Annotated in this window: 21 protein-coding genes and 1 pseudogene; 2 read left to right on the forward strand and 20 right to left on the reverse strand. The window is 36.4% G+C overall.

The window, feature by feature from the left end; genetic code table 11:
* Positions 1-236: 236 nt before the first annotated feature.
* Positions 237-386 carry a hypothetical protein gene (locus I2F89_RS11410; protein ID WP_181880054.1) on the forward strand — a complete coding sequence of 50 codons (150 nt, stop codon included), beginning with the start codon at positions 237-239 and terminating at the stop codon, positions 384-386.
* A gap of 422 nt (positions 387-808) precedes the next feature.
* Here I2F89_RS11410 and I2F89_RS11415 read toward each other — a convergent pair whose 3' ends face one another.
* The 9 genes from I2F89_RS11415 to I2F89_RS11455 form a co-directional block, all read right to left on the reverse strand.
* A complete protein-coding gene (locus I2F89_RS11415; RefSeq protein WP_185953879.1) occupies positions 809-970 on the reverse strand; it encodes a hypothetical protein in 162 nt (53 codons plus the stop codon).
* Positions 963-1,577, reverse strand: coding sequence for a zeta toxin family protein (locus tag I2F89_RS11420; RefSeq protein WP_195514381.1), 615 nt, complete (start codon positions 1,575-1,577; stop codon positions 963-965). The genes I2F89_RS11415 and I2F89_RS11420 overlap by 8 nt, the downstream gene beginning before the upstream one ends.
* 169 nt (positions 1,578-1,746) lie before the next feature.
* Positions 1,747-2,001, reverse strand: coding sequence for a hypothetical protein (locus tag I2F89_RS11425; protein ID WP_229078121.1), 255 nt, complete (start codon positions 1,999-2,001; stop codon positions 1,747-1,749).
* Positions 2,002-3,278: 1,277 nt separating this feature from the next.
* Positions 3,279-3,782: an AAA family ATPase gene (locus I2F89_RS11430; protein ID WP_142433624.1), complete on the reverse strand. Its 504-nt coding sequence runs from the start codon at positions 3,780-3,782 to the stop codon at positions 3,279-3,281.
* Between the two features lie 1,620 nt (positions 3,783-5,402).
* Positions 5,403-7,139 (reverse strand): glycosyl hydrolase family 28-related protein, encoded by a 1,737-nt coding sequence (locus I2F89_RS11435; RefSeq protein ID WP_195514370.1) that lies wholly within the window; start codon positions 7,137-7,139, stop codon positions 5,403-5,405.
* Positions 7,140-7,420: 281 nt separating this feature from the next.
* Positions 7,421-8,434, reverse strand: a complete 1,014-nt coding sequence (locus I2F89_RS11440; RefSeq protein ID WP_195514371.1) for an RnfABCDGE type electron transport complex subunit D — start codon at positions 8,432-8,434, stop codon at positions 7,421-7,423.
* Positions 8,431-9,720: an electron transport complex subunit RsxC gene (gene rsxC, locus I2F89_RS11445; protein WP_142433627.1), complete on the reverse strand. Its 1,290-nt coding sequence runs from the start codon at positions 9,718-9,720 to the stop codon at positions 8,431-8,433. Before rsxC ends, I2F89_RS11440 begins: the two co-directional genes overlap by 4 nt.
* Before the next feature lie 528 nt (positions 9,721-10,248).
* Entirely contained in the window at positions 10,249-11,139 is an 891-nt protein-coding gene (locus I2F89_RS11450) for a 6-phosphofructokinase (RefSeq protein ID WP_195514372.1), read from the reverse strand.
* 596 nt (positions 11,140-11,735) lie between these two features.
* Complete coding sequence (locus I2F89_RS11455; RefSeq protein ID WP_071866235.1) at positions 11,736-11,993, reverse strand: hypothetical protein; 258 nt, start codon at positions 11,991-11,993, stop codon at positions 11,736-11,738.
* Between the two features lie 1,105 nt (positions 11,994-13,098).
* Between I2F89_RS11455 and I2F89_RS11460 the strand changes: the two genes are divergently transcribed.
* Positions 13,099-13,557, forward strand: coding sequence for a helix-turn-helix domain-containing protein (locus I2F89_RS11460; RefSeq protein ID WP_071866234.1), 459 nt, complete (start codon positions 13,099-13,101; stop codon positions 13,555-13,557).
* 50 nt (positions 13,558-13,607) lie between these two features.
* On the opposite strand, the gene I2F89_RS11465 is transcribed toward I2F89_RS11460, so the two are convergent.
* The 11 genes and pseudogenes from I2F89_RS11465 to rimP all read right to left on the reverse strand — a co-directional run bounded on the left by I2F89_RS11465 (position 13,608) and on the right by rimP (position 23,010).
* Positions 13,608-14,459, reverse strand: a complete 852-nt coding sequence (locus I2F89_RS11465) for a GRP family sugar transporter (protein WP_071866233.1) — start codon at positions 14,457-14,459, stop codon at positions 13,608-13,610.
* Between the two features lie 10 nt (positions 14,460-14,469).
* A complete protein-coding gene (locus I2F89_RS11470; RefSeq protein WP_195514373.1) occupies positions 14,470-15,255 on the reverse strand; it encodes a glucose-1-dehydrogenase in 786 nt (261 codons plus the stop codon).
* Positions 15,256-15,446: 191 nt separating this feature from the next.
* The gene (gene ribF / locus I2F89_RS11475) at positions 15,447-16,391 is read right to left on the reverse strand and encodes a riboflavin biosynthesis protein RibF (protein WP_195514382.1); all 945 of its coding nucleotides are present in this window, start codon (positions 16,389-16,391) and stop codon (positions 15,447-15,449) included.
* 7 nt (positions 16,392-16,398) lie between these two features.
* Positions 16,399-17,322, reverse strand: coding sequence for a tRNA pseudouridine(55) synthase TruB (gene truB / locus I2F89_RS11480; RefSeq protein WP_195514374.1), 924 nt, complete (start codon positions 17,320-17,322; stop codon positions 16,399-16,401).
* Positions 17,323-17,825: 503 nt separating this feature from the next.
* Positions 17,826-18,173 (reverse strand): 30S ribosome-binding factor RbfA, encoded by a 348-nt coding sequence (rbfA, locus tag I2F89_RS11485; protein WP_010735198.1) that lies wholly within the window; start codon positions 18,171-18,173, stop codon positions 17,826-17,828.
* Positions 18,174-18,197: 24 nt separating this feature from the next.
* Positions 18,198-20,588: a translation initiation factor IF-2 gene (gene infB / locus I2F89_RS11490; protein WP_416379332.1), complete on the reverse strand. Its 2,391-nt coding sequence runs from the start codon at positions 20,586-20,588 to the stop codon at positions 18,198-18,200.
* Positions 20,589-20,597: 9 nt separating this feature from the next.
* Positions 20,598-20,690: pseudogene (locus I2F89_RS15790) on the reverse strand (translation initiation factor IF-2 N-terminal domain-containing protein); the annotation flags it as partial.
* A gap of 12 nt (positions 20,691-20,702) precedes the next feature.
* On the reverse strand, positions 20,703-21,014 hold the full coding sequence (locus I2F89_RS11495) for a YlxQ-related RNA-binding protein (protein WP_010735196.1): 312 nt from the start codon (positions 21,012-21,014) through the stop codon (positions 20,703-20,705).
* Entirely contained in the window at positions 21,011-21,304 is a 294-nt protein-coding gene (gene rnpM, locus I2F89_RS11500; RefSeq protein WP_010735195.1) for an RNase P modulator RnpM, read from the reverse strand. Before rnpM ends, I2F89_RS11495 begins: the two co-directional genes overlap by 4 nt.
* A 23-nt stretch (positions 21,305-21,327) precedes the next feature.
* Positions 21,328-22,515 (reverse strand): transcription termination factor NusA, encoded by a 1,188-nt coding sequence (gene nusA / locus I2F89_RS11505; protein WP_019723218.1) that lies wholly within the window; start codon positions 22,513-22,515, stop codon positions 21,328-21,330.
* A 21-nt stretch (positions 22,516-22,536) separates the two neighbouring features.
* The gene (gene rimP, locus I2F89_RS11510; RefSeq protein ID WP_010735193.1) at positions 22,537-23,010 is read right to left on the reverse strand and encodes a ribosome maturation factor RimP; all 474 of its coding nucleotides are present in this window, start codon (positions 23,008-23,010) and stop codon (positions 22,537-22,539) included.
* Between the last annotated feature and the right edge of the window lie 129 nt (positions 23,011-23,139).

Here is a 23,139-nt window from a genome sequence, read left to right on the forward strand (position 1 = left end):
AGATTTGTTTGCCTCTCCTTTAATTTTTCTTTAGTTGTTGTCGAAACTTAGTTACAAATTCCCATTGTAATTTTCATATAGAAACGTTCGACACACATCAGGTTAACCATGATGACATAGCTAATTTAACAAAGGATATGATTTATCTTTTCTGTTGTTACTGAATATAAAACTATCATAACAATGAAGCGCGCCCCCAAAGTTAGACCCAAAAATCTAACTTAGGGGGTATTTTAGTGACTAGATACGATTACGCATTTAAAAAACAGATAGTTGAAGCTTACCAAGGAAGTGAAGGTGTTTATAAAACATTGACGGATTGGTATAGTATTCCAGACTCCTATCCAGTTAAAACGGATAAAGACAGTTTAGACGCTCGAATTTAATGCTTTTCACAAGAAAAAAACGAAACAAAGTTACTCTTCTCAATTCAAACAAGATGTCACATACTATTAGTTGAATAGTGATAAATCTTATCTTGACATTACCCTGAAATACGGCTTGTCCTCCAACGCTCCAGGTTTTTCATTGGCATCAATCATCCCTCAAATAAGGCATTTAAAGTTTTTCACCGAAACCGAAAGGAAAATTTTCATGGAAAGCCAATCATCAAAAAATTATATCTTAGCACAATCCATTGGTTAGTGGATCGAGTATTAGAATCATCTGCGCATCAAAACGAAACTCGGCTGCAGTCCTGTTCAATATCGTAAACGAATGGCAACATAAACATACCGACAAGATTTCTCCAGTCGGTACTAGGTCTCACTATTGGATCTCTCTTCATAAAGAGTATAGTTTACAAAAATTATTTATCTAACCCAATTAATTTACGTTGTTTCCGATTGGATTCATTTGCTACATACTGAAGAACTGTCATAAATTCTTTTCTAGTTGCTTTTTTATTGAGATTACCATAGCTACGGTTATATTTTTTCATAATTGCTTCTGCTTTTTCTTTATCAGTCATATAACTTTTCCTCCAATTCTTCTGCTGTAAATAATTCTGGCAAAATAAGATCTATATCTGAAATATCTGGAACTATTGTAGCAATTCCATTATTATAGTCTTTTAAAATCACATGTACAGAAATAGATTCGTCATACTGTTTTATTACTTCACGCACATTATCCCGAGACCTAAAATACGCATTAATAAAGCGGTCTTTAGGAACAAATCGTCCCTCTACTTTTTCTCGAATTTTTGTATAGTCCCAAACAATGAGAGGATCTTGGAAGATAAAATAAATTGTCACATCATAATCTCGAGAAAGACATCTTTCAATATTCTGTTTTGCTCGGCCAATTGCAAATGTTCCATCTAAAAGAAAAGAATAGCCATTTTTCAAAATCATGTCTAAAGAATAATCAACTAACCAAGATGATCCACTTTGAAAATCAGAAGAATTACTGCCGGTATAGCCTGGAAACTTTGCTCGAAAAATGTCTGCATCAATTCTACAAATATCTTCTGATAATTCTAATAGGCTAATCGCTACCTCGGTTTTTCCAGCACCAGGTGTGCCAGCCATAAATATAGCTTCCTTTTGATCAGTAGTTTTACTTTTACCTTGAATTACTTCATTTAAAGATTTTGTTAACTTGAATCACAGACTTTCAGTTCCTAATATTTGATGTTTTTATTCACTTGTATAGATACTCATGAATCAATTTCGCAGTTATTTCTTAATATGTATAGATTGCACCTCTTTATCTAATACAAACCATCTATTTTAATAACTAATTTTATAGACTATTTTTATCTTTTAGATTACGAGCAATGTCGATCATCAGCATAATAAACATAAAAGGACCAGTTACACTCAACAAAAATGCACCTAAGAATATAGCTAGTAATGGCATAGCGCCTATACCATTTTCACTTGCATCTAAATGAGGAAAAATTTTGAAAATAACTAAAAATACAAACGGTATAAATACTAATATAAACATACTTATTAAAAACAACACTAAACTTATGTTCCTAATTTTCTTAAACATAGTACACCACATTTCCAATTTTTTGTTATTATTATGTAGTAAAATTTAGCTTCGTACAAATTTTAACCAGAGTAATAAGAAAATTTATTATTAGTTAAAACGTAATAATATTAAGTTAAGTGATAGAATAAAAAATCCTATGTATATATGAAACTTGCACTTTGTTAAATAAGCTTCTGTCTTCGTATAATCTGACCTTGATAAACTTTTCCCAAGGTTTTGTCGTACTAATTTTTTTATTCTCAATAAAAAACCAATACCTATACTAAAAAATATAATACTTAAGAAACATAAGCTTATACGGGCCACTAAATATATCACTCTGATTCACCTAAATTCTTTTCAATATCTATAGTCAAAAGTTTATGCAAAAAAATTATATTTTTCTAACAGTATATCTAAATTTTCTACAGTTTTTCCAGCAGCTAATGCTCCTATTAGTTCTAGTGTATATTGTATGCTAAAGCTTTACCAAGTACTGACGTTATGACATCTTGAACAATAATTATATTTTCTATGACCCGAGCTATGTTTCACTTATTGTTCCTATTATTTCCGCTGCTTACTACCTGCTATACTTGTTCTTTTTTTAGTTAGGTAATTTCTCCTCTAATTCCTCTAAGTTTCTAATCATCATATATACCTTTGCAAGCATTGTTAATCAATTTTTTTAAGGGTATCAAAATGTCTTTTTACTGATAAGTTAAATAATATAAAAAAACACTCCTTTATTTTTCTAGTTTTGTCATCTATACTTATTTAACTCCTCAACTTATTAAGAAGTTTTAGACCGATCGTCCTTTTTTTCTTGGTATCTAAGATGTAGAGTATATACTAATAACATTGTTATACCAAACGGAGCAGTAATATACATCCCCCATAACGATAACCCTATACATAATAATACAATATTGCCATCAATAAAATTAGGAAACAAATGACTCAATACACTTAAAATAAAGGGCATCACAATCAACATAAACGTATTAACACCTAATAGAAGTTGACTTATAGAATATATTTTTTTCATTTGTCCACTCTTTTCTTTAGTCTACAAGTTCAAACCTGTATTTTGTTTTCAACTACTTCCATCAGTTTTCTATAAAAATTATATTTTTGATTTAATGGCTTTCTTATAGATATATACGTAAAAACTCTGGATTCTATCCTATCAACTAAATTCAAATATTTTTCTTTTTATTCCGTCTCGCTCAAGTTATTTGCCTTCCAGAATTATAAAGCAAGGATTAATACCAGTTATTCTACATAACTACCTACTACAATTGTTCGAGGTCTTTTAGGATCATTTTGAGAATCTGTTCTTCTGACATGTCATCAGTTATTGTTTTTTCATTCTCTAATCTCAAATAATCTTTTTCCAACCACCATTTCTTCATGACTTTTTCACCCCATTGGGCACTTTTCTCTCTTGTTTTATGTCGATTGACTGTTTCACCAAAAGAAATATCAAAGTAATAAATATGCGCGTTCTGTTGAAAATTCGAAACTAGATCAACAAACATCTCTTTATAAATATGAGTGCCTAGTATTCCTTCTATAACAATAACTTTAAATTTCCCTTGACCAAATAATGCGATGGATTGGATCAAGTCAGCTGTGGGATTTTCTAAGCGGTCTTTTACGTTGAGTATGTGTAATCTAACTTCATCTTGCGATATCAACATTACTTCTCCTCGAGGAAATGATTGGCGTATCTTCGATGCAATCGTCGATTTTCCACTTGCAGAATTTCCACGCAGAATAATTAATTTGCTGTTCATTTACTTTATTCTACCTCCTTTTATTCAGGGTTTATAAATTTTCTGTTGCACTCGTTTGCTCTCTATGTAAATTATCAGCACCTGTCAGTAAAATTACTTCTCTTCGATTTTTTATGGTTTTACTTCTCATATCTCTACACCCTCCTAGCTTAATAATAATCACCTCACAGATTCTTAGCCATGTTTAACTTTGCCAAAACTATACTGATTGATACTGTAAACTTCTGGATAACTTATATATTCAGTTTACTTTGGATCGAATCCATTTTGATTAATTATTAATTAGCGTATCATTGATAGTCCCACTGATTCTCTCCTCTCTTTTGACAGCTGTCAAAACCTTTATTTGTGTATTTTGCGCAATCGTCAATAAAACTTTCTCTGTCTTAATATTTTTTATGCCTTATTTATTATAACCATTCGCTAAAATGAGGAACTGTCTATGTATATGCTCTTTAATGCTACCTTCATTAGTTTCGATTTGCATAAATTAATGATTGTACTAATGAAAGCGTAACAGCATCATGTTTATTGAAATCACAAAAAATCCTATATAGACACAAAACTTACATTTCATTAAATAGATTTTGCTTTTAAGAGCGTCTGACCTTGATAAACTTTTCCCAAGGTTTTGTCGTACTAATTTTTTTATTCCCCATAAAAAGCTAATACCCATACTAAAACACATCATACTAAAAAAATATAAGCTTATCCGAACCATTAAATATATCACTATTTTACACCTAAGACCTTCTATGTATGTAATGTTAAAAAAAGATAACTATTGTTTTTCTGACCATTCTAGCTATACCTTCTGTAATAATTCTCTTGACCCTGGTTCATACTTGTACCAATAAAATTTTAATTACAAAAAAATTATTAATCTTTAGAACTTTTTTTCATAATATGCAAAAAATCATGAATTACCTTTAAACCACACGTTTAATATAACCTAATAACATCGTTATTATTTAAACTAATCATAAAAACTTATTTTGAACGCATAAACGTTAAATTTATCTCAATCAAGTATGATAAAATCAGCAAAACAAAAAAGCCATACACATATTGCCTGTACGACTTCCGTATCCAATCCATTTTTATCCTAACCAACTAATCCTCTCTGTCATTTATTCGCTTCATCTGCTACATATTTCATCCCAGCATAAAATTCTTTTGCTATGACAATCTCTACTAAATCAACAATACTTTTAATTTACATTTCTTGTATCTTTTCCTTTTCCCTTCATAATTGTATTTTTATTTAACTGATTGATAAACTACTTAGGCAAAATAAAACTCAGTTGAACATCCTCCGTCTTTATACTATGTCTATAAAAAGAAGGAATGTTCAACCAACCTTGTTTTTTGGTGCGAAAAAATAGAAGAGATATAAGTAATTTCATGCATCTGTTCTTTTGTCGAAATCACCTATTTAGCAAAGCTCATTAACACCGCCTTTTCAATCGAAAATTAAGCGATAAAAACTTGGTATTTCTGATAAAATGACTACTTGTAAATCTTTATCGGGCGGAAATATTTCTAACTCTTTCGACTTTGGCTAGAAAATGATATGTCAAGAAGTTTCAACTGGTTTGAGGGACCGCTTGAACTTTTTAATTATTGAAACAGGACTGTCACATTTGCAACCACACGCACTGTTCGTCCATTTGGATATGAAAGCATTAGCTCTAGCTTATGTTGACCAACTTTTGATAGAACTTCAGGATTCAAAATAGTGATTTCAGGACGATCATTTTCTTCTATATGGGTCTGCTCAACAAAATCAAATGGATCATAAGGTTCTCCTAAAACAATCTCAACCCTCCGGCCAACAGGAAATGCATCTTGTATTGGTATTTGCGTTTCTTTATATTGATCATACAATGTAGAATCGATCAAACTTCTCCAATTCTTTGGCATTTTGTCATACTCTGCAGAGGTCCAATACTCAACATTTAATTGTCGATCAGATGTGTCATCACGTGTATTGCCAGAAACATACGTTGACTCTCCTTTAAAACCTTCAGAAGCTTGATTCATGATCAATAGCTCTCTCCGGCGGTTGGCTGGAATATTGTGATAATTGATAAATTGATTATCAATAAATACTCCATTATATACGTTGTCCTTTCCAGTATGCCGATTATACTCTATCCCAATCGCGTATTTATCCTGCCACTCTTTAAAATCAAACACGTTATTTGCTACTAGCCAATTCGATAACTCCGCTACTTGACCTTGATCAAAACTATCTCCTAATCCAAATTCTGGTGTTTCATACATAATAATACCGGTATTACGTAGATAATTATTCATGATTGTGATGTTACGTCCTGATTTGAATTTAAATCCACCATAAGGTCCATTGTGCAATCCACGAACGTGATTGCCTATAACCTGTACATTCTGTGATCCTCTTAGATAGATGGCATGATCACCTACCACACCATATCGATCCTCGTTCTCGTACATCTGCTGGAAGAAATTATCTTTTATCAAAACATTCTTCGAATTACTATATGAATTGACACCACAAGAAAGATAGTTTTGTTCGTTATGTTCAAGAGACATTTGCTCAGACTCCAACGCAGATTGTAGACGATTGATGGTTTTGATAATCTCAGGATTGCTAAAGCTCTTGATTGCCTCTAACTCATTGATCCGTAATCCAAATAGATTATCTGTAATCTGTACGTTTTCCATATACTCATATCTTCCAACCGTCGAAAAACCACCAATATAGATTGCCCGATTTTCTGTATCTGGCGTGGCATGTTCATGGTCTCTCATAAATATATTATTTTGCATAGTTGCCCCATTGGATGTCTGTAGGTTGATCGGATACAAAGAGACAGGATGATAAAACACATTATCATTGATGGTAATGTTATTTGCTAAACGTGTAAAAATTCCTACTCCATCGAAAAACAATGAATGAATCTCAATATTGTGGCTTGTCTGGTAATTTTCATCTGACAAATAAACGTTTTGTCCTGTTTCATTTTTCAATATCGTTGGATTCTCTTCTTCTCCTTTGATCTTGAGACCGCTTCTTAACACCACATTTTTATTGATGATATACGTATCAGCTGGAATATATAACTGTTTTGTTAAAGAATTGGTGTGATCAATAATCGTTTGTAATTGATCTGACTGATCTTCTAAACTCTCACGTCGCAACGCGTGCTCCCCAAAAATCGTCTCATCTGTTGCATCTAACCATTCGGTGTGCTGCGCCGGAAAAGTTTTTTGGTCCTCTAACTCATTCGTTGCTTCTGCGTTTATATTTGCTGGTATGCTTATTAAAAATAGAACCAGAAAACATAACATCATTTTTAGTTGTCGTTTGTTCATTTGTCTCTCCATTCTTTTTAGCTGTGATTGGCTATCGTTCTAAACAGGAAGTATTCTTTTATTTTTGGTGTTAGGTACCTTTTGTTTTAAGACACTATAAAATAACGAACGATATCCATTTGTAGATTAGCAGATAAATAAATAGTTTGGCACTCAATAATTTCATTCACAGGTGAAATTATTGAGTTCTTTCGCAAAAAAAATAGTTGAGCAACAGTTTTACCTAAAAAGACCCGACTAAATTTCTCTAGTCGGGTAACAGTCCTATTCGTTATAAATTATCACTTGAAACTTGATAAACCTTTTCTATTTTCTTTATCAATTATCGGGGTTATCTTAAACTCTTTTTCACCATACACTCGATGCATCGTCCACTGATCGATAAATGGTACTGTTAGATTCATGACAACAATCGCTACGCCGATCCCCCCTGGTAAATCTAAGACAATTCTTAAAACGGCACATAGTAAACCACAGCCGATAGCGAAATAATACTTCCCTTTATCGGTTGCAGGTGAAGTCGTATAGTCTGTTACCATGAAAACAGCTGCCATGATCAATGCTCCACTAAGCAAATGAGCTGTAGCAAAGCTGAAATTAAACCCACTATAAATCAAAATCGCTAGATAGAAAGAGCTTAGGGTTAATAAAGGAACGAATGGATGGATGATTTTTCGCACGATCAAATAGCCTCCAGCAATCAATAAAAGCAGTTTACTTGTTTCCCCCATTGGACCGCCTAGATCAATCCCTAAGAAAAGTTTCCACCATTCAGGTGTGGTCGCGCTGATTTCTCGAGAAAAATGACCAAGTGCCACAAGTGGCGTCACAGTTGTGATCACATCTGGTCCTGGTGCGATCCAATTAGTGATCCAAGGAGATAAAAACAGCTTTAGAAGGACTCGTGCTGCTACTGCGGGATTGATCCAGTTCCTTCCTAACCCGCCTCCTAGATGCTTTACAAGGACGATAGCAATAAAGTCCCCGACAAGCACTGTCCATAATGGTGCACTAGTAGGTAATGTCAAAGCTAACAGCCAACCTGTGATCACAGCAGTCAAATCATTGACCGTGATCGGTTGTTTACTTGCTTTTTGGATAACCCCTTCAAGTAAGACACATGTGAGGATACTGGTAATGATCATCACTAACGAACGCCAACCAAAAAAGTAACTAGCACCAATCGTTGGAAATATAAGGGCAATCAACACTTGTTTCATTTTCCATTGGCTTGTCCAATCATTACGGATATGCGGACCATTGATCGTTCCGTTTCCTAGATATTTCGTACTCATCCTTTTGCCTCCATGATCTGATTTTTTACTGCTCTGATATCTTTTAATAAATCGATTTTTGAAGGACAGATAAATGAACAAGCACCACATTCTAAACAATTCAACGCGCCTAACTGTTCGGCTGTCTGAAGATCCTGATGACGGTACGCTTGACTGATCAAGATCGGATGTAGACCGATTGGGCACGCATTCACACACTCGCTACATTTGATACATTTTTGTTCCTTTGGGATCATTGCCTCTGCTGCAGACAATGCCAAAATCAAATTAGTCGTTTTTGTGACTGGTTCATCTAATGATTGGATCAGTTTCCCCATCATCGGACCACCATTCAATACCTTAAGAGGTGACGACACAAATCCACCACACGCATCAATCAATTCCTCTACTGGTGTGCCAATTCGTACTCGTAGATTTTTTCCTTCTTTGATCGGTGTACCTGAAACTGTTACTACCCGTTCGAAGGATGCGACCTGCTTCAACGTAGCACTAAAAATACTATGTATCGTCGCTACATTCAAGGTGATCACTCCGACATCAAAAGGGAGCTTGCCTTTAGGTATTTCTTGAGATAATACATGCTTGATCACTAATTTTTCCGCACCTTGAGGATATAGGTCCCCTAGAATATGTAACTGGATTCTTGGATCAATCAGATGTTTATGTAAATGTTCAATCACTTGTACAGATGATTTTTCGATCGCAATCCTTGCTTTTGGGATTTGATAAGTATCCAGAATCATTTGTATACTCTTGATCATTTGTTCGGTATCTTCAATCAATAATCTTCTATCACTAGTAATGGATGGTTCACATTCTGCTGCGTTAATGATCAAGGTATGGATCTTTTGTTCTTCTTGAGGTAGTAGCTTTATGTCAGTTGGAAAACCAGCACCTCCCATCCCTATGATTCCTGCATTCGCAACGATGCTATGTAAATCTTTATTTTTTGTATGTAATAATTCTATACGATCAGAAAAGTCATTTTCTATAATGACCACTTTAGTCAACTGATGATTGACCATGCGCTCCTCGATTTTTTTTACGACTCCTGCCACTGAACTATGTACATTGGCAGATATTCGTCCATCTTTTTCTCCGATGAGTGTCCCAATTGCCACTTTATCTCCTACTTCAACAACAACTTTAGCAGGTTTTCCAAGATGCATAGACATTGGTAAAATAATTTTCTTTGGTGGCGTTAGTTTCTCGATGGCTTGTTGTGCTGTATGTTTGTTTTTATCAAGATAGACGCCATTCAACCTTTTTTTTACTATTAATTTCATTTTCATTCCCCTAACGATAGATAAAAAAGTAATAAATCAAACCGATTGCTACTAATACTAATTGCAAACCTAATCCGATCCATTCATATTTTTTTCGAAACTAATTTTTTTCATTTCTCCCCCTACGATAACAATGATTTTTTTATATAAAACAGTTGTTTTATTATTTGTAAAACTTGATCAAAATAGCACATATCCGCCCATAATCCATTAAATAAAATGATTTTACAGTAAAACCGTTTGCTATTTCCGTTTATATTCAAGTAAATAAAATAACTATTCGACACAAATATAATAACACGATGTAAAGTAATATAAAAGATTAATTTATAAAAATTTTCATCTTATCTTTTTTACTAAATGACAATAACAAAAAAATTCTAACTCATGGGTTGCTTTGAGTTAGAATTTTTTATTGATTTGCTTGCGAGAAATAATTTGAAGGACTACCTTTTACCAAGTCCTGATTGCCAAAAATTATTTTTTGGAACGTAACTATCTATCCTGTAACAATATGCTTACAAATCGTTACTCCACCGCTTGCTTTTCCACATTTTGATGATAGGGACTCTGTTCAAACAACACCTTCCCATGTGAAAAATATAATTCAGCGTCTAAACATTGCCTGTCGTTAAGTAAATCAGTTATGACATTCGCTAATTTGATTACCGCAATTCGATCAAATGCGGTGATCATCGACTGTCCAATTGCTAAATTATCTAAAACAATACTTCTATAGTCGGATAAAGTCGGACAAAACGTTTCAACAAAAGATTCGATTGAACTCACTGAACGGTTCAATAAAAAATGCATAGGATGGCTATTCATATGTTTCAAAAGATATTTTTTATTATTCGTTAAATCAAGTTGATTAGCAATACAAACATCGATTTCATTTGTCAAAGATAGTTCTCTTGTGACTTTACCTGTGATGGTATCGTCAATTTGGATGAACGTTACTTTTTGATGAGAATGTCCAGTATCGACGATCCGATCAATCACTTTTGTTACGCCGTTGATAAATGTATCTGAACCTACTGTATAGTCACCACTTGGGTAATCAAGATAGTTGGATACTGGTACAGTGATTACTGAAAGCCCATGGCTACGTAGCTCATTTGCAAATACAACACTCGAAGTCCCACCTAATAATACGAAGGAGTCGTAATTTTCCTCTTTTATCAATTGAATAAATGGATAGTTTACATGGTTAGTTTCTGAACATAAATAGGAGCAATCAAATAAATGCCAATTATTTACATTTTGATCCAGCTTTGTTTGGATATATTGTTCTTCAGAAAAATTGATTGCGAATAATTCGATTTCTTGTTCAGGTATGGAAAGCACAAGCTGTTCCACCAACCGCTCTCCCCCTTTTACATAGCCTTCTATTGATAAAATGCCAACTTTTTTCGTCATATTCGTTTTCCCCTCACTGTATTCTTTCATTGAATTTCCATACTAAGTCAGTTCCAACAGCTATCTTCCTCAGACAGTAGTAATTTCTCATGCCGATCAAATAAAAAGCAGCCCGATGTAATCGGTATCATTTAATCGTAAATTTTTTTAGAAAAGTCACTTAATTTTGCGATTTTCATAGGATAGACATAGTTTCCTTCCACTATTTTCTATTTAAGTAAAATATACCATATTTATTCCAATATAGCATAGAGGTTTTTTTATTGGTAGAGAAAAGTATAGGAATACTAAAATAGAATCAATTGCGACAGAACAAATTCTGATATTTTTGTATCACGGCAACAGCTAGAAATCGAGGAAGACAAAGACATATCTTCTCTTGGTGATCATTGAATCTGGCTTTAAATCTATTTTCAATCAAAAAATAGACCACAAGTTTGACTTGTAGTCTATTTATATCGTTCGATAACTCAAAATAAAACAGCTTTAAACTTATTGTACCTCCAGCTGTAACAGGTATATTTTATTGGTAGCAAACAATTAGAGCTGTTTGATGTTGAATGATCCAACATAGAGTGAGATAATGTGCTTTTCATTTAACAAACGATCGATCGCTTCGACAGATCAGTTAAAAAATTTTCAATAAATAAATCTGTTCCTTCTTTTGTCAGTTCATTCGCTTGACTAAACTTTTCTTTTACATTTATTTTGATTTCTTTGAGGGTTTGTTCCTTTGTCAGAAGATCGAAGATATATGTCGCTACTTCATTCTCCAATAGAAAGATGCCCTCATCTGATGACAAATAGATTGTGTTTCCTAATTTTTCATAAGCGATTGTTTTGTTTAACTTCATTTCTTTTCTTCCCTTCCTTTAACTCCATAACCAATAGTTCTACTATTGATCGTCTTCTTTTAACAGTCATTCTTCGAAATTGATGGTGTTCTGAATATTACTTCACATGGACTAACTTTTCAAAAGCATTAACCCTATTACTTGTTCTCATTCCTTATTCCAAAGATAAGAGCCCCTTTATTCTTGGCGGGTGATTGATTCTTGCTTTTACTTTACATCGTAAAGTAATCAAATGCGAATAAGTAGTAGTTATCATCTCAAAACGTTATGTATACACATAATATTTCCTATATAAATAAGCGCTATCCGTCTTATCTGATCTTATTCATCGTTAACTTACAATTGATTATTGTGAGGCAAATCATTAACGAAATCATTTGCCTCACAATAAGGGGATTTTTAGGAAACTAAAGTTAGTCTATACAAAAAAGGGGAGTTTTTTAGTGTACTAACTTCGTTTCTACCATAAAAAAGAACGGTGTAAGCTTTGGTCCATTTGTTAAGCTACTAGAACAATTACATGACTTCACTTTAGTATACGGTCATCTAATATGCTTAGAAACTCTTCTCAGATCCTTTGAGCTAACTATCACTGTCCTCCTCTCTAGCATTTAGGAAAAAATTTCACTTTTTTTCCTAACATTAGTATAACGCGATTAATGTAAAAGTCAATATTTTTATTAGGAAAAGTTAGGAATAAGTTTTTTTATTAAACAGCTTATTCATACTATTTTCATGGATTGCAGGATTTTAGACACTGAATTAAGGAGTAACTAGCTACCCTATTATTGAAACACTCACAAATTTTAGGAAATGTTTTAGAAAAGGTTTAGGCGGATTGTTTACAGACTTGATATTTACCTTATCGATTTTTTTGCAAAAGTTTAAAAACATAACAATAATCTTCAAAAATTATGGTTTTAATGCTTTATATTGAGTATAATAATTTGAAAGATATCCTTATTTTTTCTCTATTTATTTATTATTTCACGCTATATTTATATAATTGATAGGCAAATCATAATAGCAAGAATCATTTATCTAACTCGTAAATGGTACTAGTTATTTGTTTCTATCATTCAAGAAAACGGAGGAAGGAAAACTGATGAAGAATTATTATTCAGTCAATGAACTTGCAGAGATTCTAGGAGTAACCACTCGTTCTGTACGAAATTATCTACGCGAGGGAAAACTACAGGGGATAAAGGTTGGAGGAAAATGGAAATTTTCAGAAGAAAATCTGTCAGAGTTTCTACAGTTCTCCCTTAAAAATAAACCAAGTTTCGTAGGAACTGACCAACCAATAAATAGTGCAGTAGTCCTAAAATTCTACCTTCAGTACGAAACGTTGGAGTCATTGCACCAATTTAGAGATTGTATGATCAAGTATCATCAAGATGTTTATTCAAATAAAGAAGATCGTTACTTTTTTTATAATGTCTTAGATGACACCTACGCGGAATTTATTATTAGCGGGAATTTTAACTATGTTCAAAGTTTTGGTACTTGGTTCAATGAAGCTGTTTTAAAACGAACGGATATCTCATTGACCGCACCAAAATAAAGCAGTGTAAGACATTTTTGTTAGTTGATGTCTTACATTGCTTTATTTTTTTAAATCAGCACAGTGATCATACTACCCCCGACAATCAAGGCTAACCCGATCAACGTGTATCTTAATTCTTTTTTGCTCTTCTTTTCGTGCAAAATAACCATACCACCTAAAGTTGAGATCACTACGTTCAGTTGCGTGATGATATAGGCAGTAGCTACTCCATTGGCATTAGCTGAAAATATATAAGCAAATGCTGCTAAACTAAAAATGACTCCGACGATCGTTGCTTTCCAACTTTTTCCATCTCCGTACGCTTTTGGTTGCTTCAAGACGACGTAAATAGCCGCTGCTAAGAAAACACCTAACATTTGTGGAAAGAAGATAGCTACACCGTCTGCATTGACTAATTTAGGTAATGCACTGTACACCCAATAACCAATACTCGTAGAAGCAAGAATCGAAATTCCTTTAGTTATCCCACCTTGTTTACTTCCCCCATCAGTTACTGCTGTTAGTGCAGAACCAATCACTAGCAAGACGATCGCTACTCCGCCAATCACTTTTCCTGTTGTTCCTGCCCATTCGCCAAAAGCAAAAACACCGATCAGTGACGTTCCAACAAGCTGCATCGCAGTGGAAATAGGCATTGTTTTTGATACGCCGATCAAATTGAACGTGGTGTATTGTCCGATTTGGCCAATGACCCAAAACGCCCCCGATAAAAGACTGATCAAAAATGTAGTAATCGAAATACCACCGGGTGACATGAACAATTGAACAACTAGACCAACGAGTAATGCGCCAATACCCGTACCTAATATTTCATTAGTGGGACGCCCACCGATTTTTTTCAAAACCAGTGGTTGAATCCCCCAGCCAATCGCTGGTATTAATGCAATTAAGATTCCCATCAATCAATACCTATCCTTTCCCACCTTGAAATGAAGGATAAAGCGTCATACCACCGTCTACAAACAACGTGATACCTGTAACGTAGCTTGATTCATCTGAAGCCAACCAAGCAGCTGCAGCGGCAACTTCACTTGGTTTTCCGATCCGTTCCATCGGAATCATGCTTTCTGTTGTCGCTTTTTGTTCTGGATCATCAAACTTTTCGGCATTGATCGGTGTTTTGATCGCTCCTGGTCCGATACTATTGATACGTATTCCTTCAGGCGCATACTCCATCGCAACACTTTGAGTGAATAGTTTTACCCCACCTTTTGAAGCGGCATAATGTGAGAAAGTCGGCCATGGGATTTGTTCATGGACAGAGGAAAGATTGATAATACTTCCTTTTACTTTGTGTTTTTTGAAATAATTGATCGCGGCTTTTGTTCCTAAGAACACGCCAGTAAGGTTGACTTGCATCACAGTTTCCCATTCTTCCAAGCTTAATTCGTGTGTAGGTTTTTGGTTCTCAGTGCCAGCATTGTTGACCCAAACATCCAACTGACCATAGGCTTTTATCGCTTGATCAATCAAAGTCTGCACGCCTTCTTCTGTCCCCACATCCGCTTTGACAGCTATTGCTTGGCCCCCAGCTTCTTCAATCGCTTTAACTGCTTCTTCGGCTCCCTCAGCATCCGAATGGTAATTTACGACTACTTTCATCTTCTCTTCTCCAAAACGCTGAGAAATGGCTGTACCGATCCCTTTGGACCCACCAGTCACTACAGCTACTTTCTGTTCTAATTCTTTATACATAGAAGACACCCTTTCTTTTATCACATTAATAACAGATATTTTAAAACATTCGTTATTAGCTATAAAGACAGTGTACACTACGCAGTGTAGGTGAAAGCAAATCATACGCACTAAAAAATTCTTTCCAAAAAAAGAAAGCCCTTCAGTTATCCTGATTGGGCTTCTTCCTTATTCTCGAATACTACATTTGCTTATTCAACATGTTCAAAAAAATCAGCAGTTACTTGTTCGTCTGCTTTTAATTGCTCAATTAGAGCTTCTGCTCCATCAAACTTCACTTGATCTCGGATAAACTCGTGCCAACGAATGTAGACATGTTCACCATAGATATCTTGATCAAAATCTAGAATATACAGTTCGACTGTCAATTCACGTCCATCGCCAAATGTATCATTATGCCCGATTGATCCCATCGCTGGGTACCACGTCTCACCGATTTTGATTTCACAAACATAGACACCCACTTTTGGTAAATGAACGGTGCTTTTAACTTTGACATTGGCTGTCGGGAATCCTAATAAGCGACCACGTGCGTCCCCGTGGATGACCACACCGTCGATTTCATAAATATATCCTAGCAAATAGGCCACACTCGCGACATCCCCAGCATCCAAGTCTTGACGAATCCGTGAAGAACTGATTTTTTCCCCTTCTTGTTGCTCTTTTGGTACAGTGACTACTTCAAAACGACCTTTTGCATAACCAGGGAGATGAGGGACATCCGCAATTTCTTTTGGACCATACGTATAGTCAAAGCCAGAAACAGCATACTTAGCATTTAGTCCTACAATATATTGATCAACGAAATCTTGAGGGGCTAAGTGGGCAAATGCAGAAGTAAATTCAATTTCGTAAAGATAATCGATACCAAGTTCTGCCATTTTTTCTTCTTTTTGTTCTAACGTAGTCAAGTATTTGACGTTACTTGGATTGATTTTTTTAAAGACGATTGACGGATGTTGATTAAATGTCATCAATGCCAATTTCAGACCCTCTCTTTGAGCAATTTCTCGCCCCGTTTCAATCACTTTCTGATGTCCTAAATGAACTCCGTCAAAGAAACCTAAGATCAATACGACGTCTTCTTTCGGAATTTGAGAAACTTGATAAGGGTGTCTGATTTTGATGATTTCCATTTTTACATTAAACCTCATTTCTTAAAACTTTACTTGGTTTTAACTTATTTTTTTCTTTTGGATTTGGTTGGTAGATACTCACTACTTTTCCTTGATAAAAAAGAGCAATTTCTTCTGATGGCATCTCTGATAAACCAAATACTTGGTAATCTAAACGCATACCATTCTTGACTTTCTGCCAAACTGTTTCGTCGATATCGACCTGTTTGAACTTTGTTACACCCGTTTCAATGGGTAATAAATACTCTTCGATCGTACCATTCTCCATATATGATGCTACTTCAGCTAAAGTAATTGCTTGGGATTCATTCATGCCGGCACTCGCTGTTCTCGTCAAATCTGACATATGTGCAGGATAGCCCAACTTACTCCCCGTATCTACAGCCAATGTCCGGACATAGGTACCTTTCCCACATTCGACTTCAAACCGCCACGAAACGGTGCCTGCTTCTTTTGACCAGTGGATTTCACTCGTTCGTTCAAAACGATAGATCTGCGCCTTGCGAACAGGTCGTTCCACTGTTTCATTATTTCGAGCATATTCATATAAACGTCGACCATTGACTTTCACAGCCGAGTACATCGGAGGAATCTGTGTGATCTCACCGACAAAAGCAGCCATTGCTTCATCTATTTGGTCCTCTGTCAACGCCTCGGTTACAGCCCGTTGTTCAACGATTTCTCCTGATTTGTCTTCAGTCGTCGTACTGTAGCCAAGGGTGATTTCTCCTTTGTAGGTCTTCCCCGAATCCGTCAGATATTCAATGACTTTAGTGGCTTTACCAATACAAATTGGAAGAACACCATCTACATCAGGATCTAATGTCCCACCATGTCCGATTTTCTTTGTATGTAAAGTTTTTCGTAATTTGAATACACAATCGTGGCTAGTCATGCCGCGTTCTTTCCATAAAGGTAATAAGCCTTCCATCTTTTGTTCTCCATTCTTTTAAGTATTAACTGAATTATTATAACACATCGGATCAATAACTGACGGGATTGATCCTTAAATGTACGATTATTTTGTTTTAGAAACATAAACGTAACAAAAGTTCACACTGTTGTAAATAGAAAGATGGTATTCTTTTTGTAAAGGAGGGAGCACCTATGGAAAATCTTTTCTTTGCACCTTTTGATTGGTTATACGGATGGTTATCTGGTAGATGATCGGATGATTCTTTGATCAGTCAATTCTTATATTTTGCTTTTATGATGAAACATGTTTTCCCCAAAAGCGGACAATTCAGCGATGATCATCTGCTACGAATACAACGAAAAAATTCGAAAATGGCTTCTTCTATTTTTGGATTCTTTCGTTGTATTTCGTTTGGCTCTCTAGTGTCGAATGAAAATAGACAAAAAAAACAGGGAGGATACAGTTATTGTATCCTCCCTGTTCGACCATTGATACGAACGAGTTAACTCGCTAGAACATTAGTCTTTGTTTAAATTACGCAATAATTCATCGATATGATTACCATATACAACTGATTCGTCTAGCTCAAACGTCAATTCAGGTGTTTTATAAATACTCATGTTATGTCCTAATTCACGACGAATCAGTCCACTTGCTTTATTCAACCCTTCTTGCGCTTTTTTCTTATCTGAAGCTAAGTCTGATAAAAGGCTATAATAAATCGTTGCTTGTTGCAGATCACCCGTGACATGCACATCTGTGATCGTTACATTTTCCACACGTGGATCACGTACCTTTTTGCGTAAGATATCATTCACTTCTTTTAAAATTTCTTGACCGACTCTGCGGTCACGATAGTTAGCCATAATGAGCGGCCTCCTTTTTTTAAATTAGTCGACTTTGATTTCTTCCATGATAAAGCCTTCGATAACATCGTCTACTTTAAGATCATTGAATTTCTCAACCATTGCTCCACATTCAAAGCCCATTTTCACTTCTTTGACATCGTCTTTGAAGCGTTTCAAGCTTGCTAATTGTCCTTCGAAAATGACGATGCCATCACGAATGACACGCACACCGCTATCACGACGAATGTAACCATCAGTGACAAAGGCACCAGCGATCGTTCCAACTTTTGATACTTTGAAGGTTTCACGGACAGTCATTTGACCAGTGATTTTCTCTTCAAACTCAGGATCTAACATCCCTTTCATCGCAGTTTCGATTTCTTCGATGGCTTTGTAGATGATACGGTGAAGACGGATATCCACTTCTTCTGTATCTGCTTGGATTTTCGCTTGTGGTGTCGGACGAACATTGAAACCAATGATGATCGCATTACTTGCCGCAGCAAGCGTCACATCACTTTCATTGATTGCTCCAACAGCTGAATGGACGATCTTGACACGTACGCCTTCAACGTCGATCTTCTTCAATGAAGCAGCTAGTGCTTCTGCTGAACCTTGTACGTCAGCCTTGATGATGACATTGACTTCTTTTAATTCGCCTTCTTTTAAGCTTTCAAACAAGTTGTCTAATGTCACACGACTAGTTGCTGCACGTTGTTCTAACATCGCACGTTTGCCACGTTCTTCACCCGCCGCACGAGCTGTCTTCTCGTCTTCAAAGACAACAAAACGATCGCCTGCTTGAGGTACATCATTCAATCCTGTGATTTCAACTGGTGTTGCTGGTCCAGCTGTTTTTTCACGGCGTCCTAAGTCGTTGACCATTACACGGACACGACCGTATGTGTTTCCGACAACGATTGGGTCTCCAACATTCAATGAACCTTGTTGAACAAGTAATGTTGTCACAGGACCTTTTCCTTTGTCTAATCGTGCTTCAATCACTGTACCGATCGCACGTTGTGTTGGATCAGCTTTCAAGTCTTCCACTTCAGCGACTAAAAGAATCATTTCTAATAGTTCTTCGATGTTTTGGCCGAATTTTGCTGAGATTTCTACAAAAATCGTTTCGCCACCCCATGCTTCAGGAATCAATTCATATTCACTTAATTCTTGCATCACATGTTGTGGGTTTGCACCTGGTTTATCGATTTTGTTGACTGCAACGATGATTGGTACACCAGCTGCTTTCGCATGGTTGATCGCTTCTACAGTCTGTGGCATTACGCCATCATCGGCGGCAACAACTAAAATCGTGATATCAGTGATACTTGCACCACGCGCACGCATACTTGTAAAGGCCGCATGTCCTGGTGTATCCAAGAATGTGATTGGTTTGCCATCAATATCGATTTGATACGCACCGATATGCTGTGTGATACCACCGGCTTCTCCGCTTGTTACGCGAGAATGACGTAAGGTATCGAGTAAAGTTGTTTTCCCATGGTCAACGTGTCCCATGATCGTAACAACTGGTGGACGTGAGACTAATTTTTCTGGGTTCACTTCATCCGCTTCAAAGAATTTGTCAATATCCGCAATATCTACTTGGATTTTTTCTTGTGGCTCCATACCGTAGTCTGTTGCTAACAATTCGATCGTATCTTTATCTAATGCTTGGTTTTGATTGACCATCACGCCTAGCATAAATAATTTTTTAATGATCTCTGCTGGTTCGCGGTGGATTTTTTTCGCGATATCTGCAACATTCATACCTTCTGTATACTCTAATACTTCAGGTAACTCACGGAATTTACGTGGTGGGACTGCTGGCTTGTTTGACGTTTGTTGTTTGCCTTTTTTCCCTTTTTTGTTGAAACGATTGCGGTTGTTATTGTTGAATTTGCCGCGATTGTTATTATTGTTTCTATTTTGGCCGCCTTGGTTTGCTCCTTGACGGTTTTGGTTACTGCCCTGAGTGTTTCCTTGGGCAGTTCCCTGACGGTTTTGGTTGCTACCTTGGCTGTTTCCTTGGGTAGTTCCCTGACGGTTTTGGTTGCTGCCTTGGTTGTTTCCTTGGGTAGTTCCCTGACGGTTTTGGTTGCTGCCTTGGTTGTTACCTTGGCGATTTTGATTATTGTTTTGAGTAGTTCCTTGACGGTTTTGATTGTTTCCACCTGTCTGGTTACTCTTATTCTGATTTGTTGATTGGTTTTTTCCTTGATTCACTTGACCGCTCCCTTGACCGCGATCTTGATAGTTGCGGTTACTTTTATTTTTTTGTTGGTTCGATGGTTCGTTTGTTTTCTTTTGGTTACTTGGCTGTTGTCCGGCTGGTTTTTGGTTTGCTTTTTGTACTGGTTGCTTTTTCTGCTGTGGTTGGTTGAACGCTTGTTGCAGTTTCTTTTCATCTTGTGTGCTGACTGCACCCATGTGATTTTTCACATCGATTCCAAGTTTCTGCGCTTTATCAACGACCTCTTTACTAGACTTGTTCCATTCTTTCGCTAGTTCATAAATTCGTTTATTGCCCATGCAATCACCTTCCTAACCTTCAATTAGCTCCTTGACCTTTTTTGCGAAGCCGGTGTCCGTGATTCCTATCACTTTCCGAGGTTTACCGATCATTTGCGTGATTTCTTCCTCAGAAAACAGCTCAAAGCAAGGAACTTCGTAGTACGAACTCTTATCTTTGATTTTTTTTCTGGTATTCTCACTGGCATCACTTGCGACGAAAACGATCTTGGCTTTTTGGCGACGGATGTCTCCGATCGTCAATTCTTCACCTGTGATCATTTTCCCTGCACGCATCGCTAGACCAATAAGATTCATGGCTTTTTGCCGATTCATTCCATTCATTCGCCAAATAGCTCTTTTCGGGCTTTTTGGTGAGTGACGTAATCTAATAGTTCTTGATAAAATTCATCTGTTAGCTTAGCTTCAAGTACACGATCCAAGAGATGTTTATCCCAAGCTTGTTGTACTTCCTCCGGCTCAAGTGAGACATACGCTCCTCGTCCAGGCATTTTTCCAGTAGGATCGATCGATACCACGCCTTCTTTTGAACGTGTGACACGAATCATCTCTTTTTTTGGTTTCATTTCACCTGAAACCACAGATTTGCGTAAAGGGATCTTCCTTTGTTTCATCTCTTTGCCTCCTTCACTAGCAGTTAAATTTCTTCTTGTTCAGTTACTTCGGTTGTTTCGTCTTCAAATGCGATTGTTTGATATTCATCATCTGTCAAATCTGATTGGATGATTGCTTCATCGTGTAATTCTTCAGAGATCGCTGCTTCTGCCTGAGCTTTTTTCTCATAGAATTCAGTCATGTCTGACTCTGATTTGATGTCGATTTTGTGGTTCGTCAATTTGGCTGCTAGACGCGCATTTTGTCCGCGTTTACCGATTGCCAATGACAATTGATAATCCGGCACAACGACCGTACAAGCTTTTGGATTTTGTTCGTCAAAAATGACATCCACGACTTGTGAAGGATTCAATGCGTTCGCAATGAACACCGCAGGATCTTCATCCCACTCGACGATATCCATGTTTTCGCCCTTCAATTCATTCACGATTGCTTGGACACGTTGGCCTTTAGGACCGACACATGTGCCGACAGCATCGATATTCGGATCAGTTGAGCGAACAGCCACTTTTGAACGATCGCCTGCTTCTCTAGCAACGCTGACGATTTCAACAAGTCCATCATAAACTTCTGGTACTTCTTGTTCGAACAAGCGACGCAAAAGATCAGGATGACTACGGCTAACAAAGACTTGAGGGCCTTTTGATGTATTCTCAACACGTGATACATATACTTTGATACGATCATGTGGTTGATAAAATTCATTTGGCATTTGGTCTTGTTTTGATAGGACTGCTTCGATTTTACCTAAATTGACATAGATATAACGTTTGTCTTGACGTTCAACGATCCCTTGCATAATGTCTTTTTCATACGCACTGAATTCGTTATAGATGATTGTGCGTTCTGCTTCACGTACACGTTGCAAGATGACTTGCTTCGCTGTTTGGGCAGCGATACGACCGAAATCTTTTGGTGTGACTTCAAAACGGATCTTGTCACCGATCTCGTAAGCAGGATTGATCAACAAGGCGTCTTTCAAAGATACTTCTAATTGTGAGTCCATCACTTCTTCGGTGACTTCTTTCACTGCATAGACATGGATCTTGCCTTTTTTTTGTTCAAATTCTACTTCTACGTTTTGTGCTTGCCCATAATGGCGTTTGTATGCAGAAACTAACGCAGCTTCTAAAGCGTCGATCACGATTTCTTTTGAGATTCCTTTTTCAGCCTCTAAAGCATCTAACGCGTTCAACATTTCTTTACTCATTCTTCTGTTTCCTCTCCGTGATTAAAATTGGATTGCTAAGCGAGCTTTGGCAATATTCTTACGGTCAAAAACAATTTCTTTTTCCCGTGTCTTTATGCGTATCTTCAATGTAAGCTGTTCAGCATCAAATGATTGGAGAAAACCTTCGTATTGTTTTTCTCCGTCAACTGGTTGATATAAAGACACATGGATATACTCTCCTCGTGCTTTTTCATAATCTGCCTCTTTTTTCAAAGGGCGTTCTGCGCCTGGAGATGATACCTCTAGGAAATATGCTTGTGGTATCGGGTCTGGCTCTGTCGTATCAAGTTTCTCACTTAATTTTTCACTGACAAATGCGCATTCTTCAATGTCGATTCCGCCTTCTTTATCTATAAACACCCGTAAAAACCAGCTTTTTCCTTCTTTGACAAATTCTACTTCTACTAGCTCAAACTTTTGTTCATCTAAGATCGGTGTCACCATTTCTGTGACTGTTTCAACGACGCTACTCAAAGATTTCGCCTCCTTAAAATTAGATCCGTAATTCCATTAAAAAGAGTGAGCGAAAATTCCGCTCACTCACAGTTAGTATCATTACCTTAAATAACTATAACATAAATCACTCTAAATGACAAGCCATAT

The sequence above is a fragment of the Enterococcus sp. 1001283B150225_161107_E12 genome, from assembly GCF_015556925.1.
Lineage (GTDB): Bacteria > Bacillota > Bacilli > Lactobacillales > Enterococcaceae > Enterococcus_B > Enterococcus_B mundtii.

Coding starts and splice junctions, on each gene's coding strand:
- infB (WP_416379332.1), bottom strand. CDS start 20,588: ATGGGTGCAGTCAGCACACAAGATGAAAAGAAACTGCAACAAGCGTTC.
- I2F89_RS11450 (WP_195514372.1), bottom strand. CDS start 11,139: ATGACGAAAAAAGTTGGCATTTTATCAATAGAAGGCTATGTAAAAGGG.
- I2F89_RS11455 (WP_071866235.1), bottom strand. CDS start 11,993: ATGAAGTTAAACAAAACAATCGCTTATGAAAAATTAGGAAACACAATC.
- I2F89_RS11470 (WP_195514373.1), bottom strand. CDS start 15,255: ATGTATAAAGAATTAGAACAGAAAGTAGCTGTAGTGACTGGTGGGTCC.
- rbfA (WP_010735198.1), bottom strand. CDS start 18,173: ATGGCTAACTATCGTGACCGCAGAGTCGGTCAAGAAATTTTAAAAGAA.
- rnpM (WP_010735195.1), bottom strand. CDS start 21,304: ATGAAACAAAGGAAGATCCCTTTACGCAAATCTGTGGTTTCAGGTGAA.
- I2F89_RS11425 (WP_229078121.1), bottom strand. CDS start 2,001: ATGTTTAAGAAAATTAGGAACATAAGTTTAGTGTTGTTTTTAATAAGT.
- I2F89_RS11435 (WP_195514370.1), bottom strand. CDS start 7,139: ATGAACAAACGACAACTAAAAATGATGTTATGTTTTCTGGTTCTATTT.
- I2F89_RS11465 (WP_071866233.1), bottom strand. CDS start 14,459: ATGGGAATCTTAATTGCATTAATACCAGCGATTGGCTGGGGGATTCAA.
- rsxC (WP_142433627.1), bottom strand. CDS start 9,720: ATGAAATTAATAGTAAAAAAAAGGTTGAATGGCGTCTATCTTGATAAA.
- I2F89_RS11430 (WP_142433624.1), bottom strand. CDS start 3,782: ATGAACAGCAAATTAATTATTCTGCGTGGAAATTCTGCAAGTGGAAAA.
- I2F89_RS11440 (WP_195514371.1), bottom strand. CDS start 8,434: ATGAGTACGAAATATCTAGGAAACGGAACGATCAATGGTCCGCATATC.
- nusA (WP_019723218.1), bottom strand. CDS start 22,515: ATGAGTAAAGAAATGTTGAACGCGTTAGATGCTTTAGAGGCTGAAAAA.
- I2F89_RS11460 (WP_071866234.1), top strand. CDS start 13,099: ATGAAGAATTATTATTCAGTCAATGAACTTGCAGAGATTCTAGGAGTA.
- ribF (WP_195514382.1), bottom strand. CDS start 16,391: ATGGAAATCATCAAAATCAGACACCCTTATCAAGTTTCTCAAATTCCG.
- I2F89_RS11415 (WP_185953879.1), bottom strand. CDS start 970: ATGACTGATAAAGAAAAAGCAGAAGCAATTATGAAAAAATATAACCGT.
- truB (WP_195514374.1), bottom strand. CDS start 17,322: ATGGAAGGCTTATTACCTTTATGGAAAGAACGCGGCATGACTAGCCAC.
- I2F89_RS11495 (WP_010735196.1), bottom strand. CDS start 21,014: ATGAATGGAATGAATCGGCAAAAAGCCATGAATCTTATTGGTCTAGCG.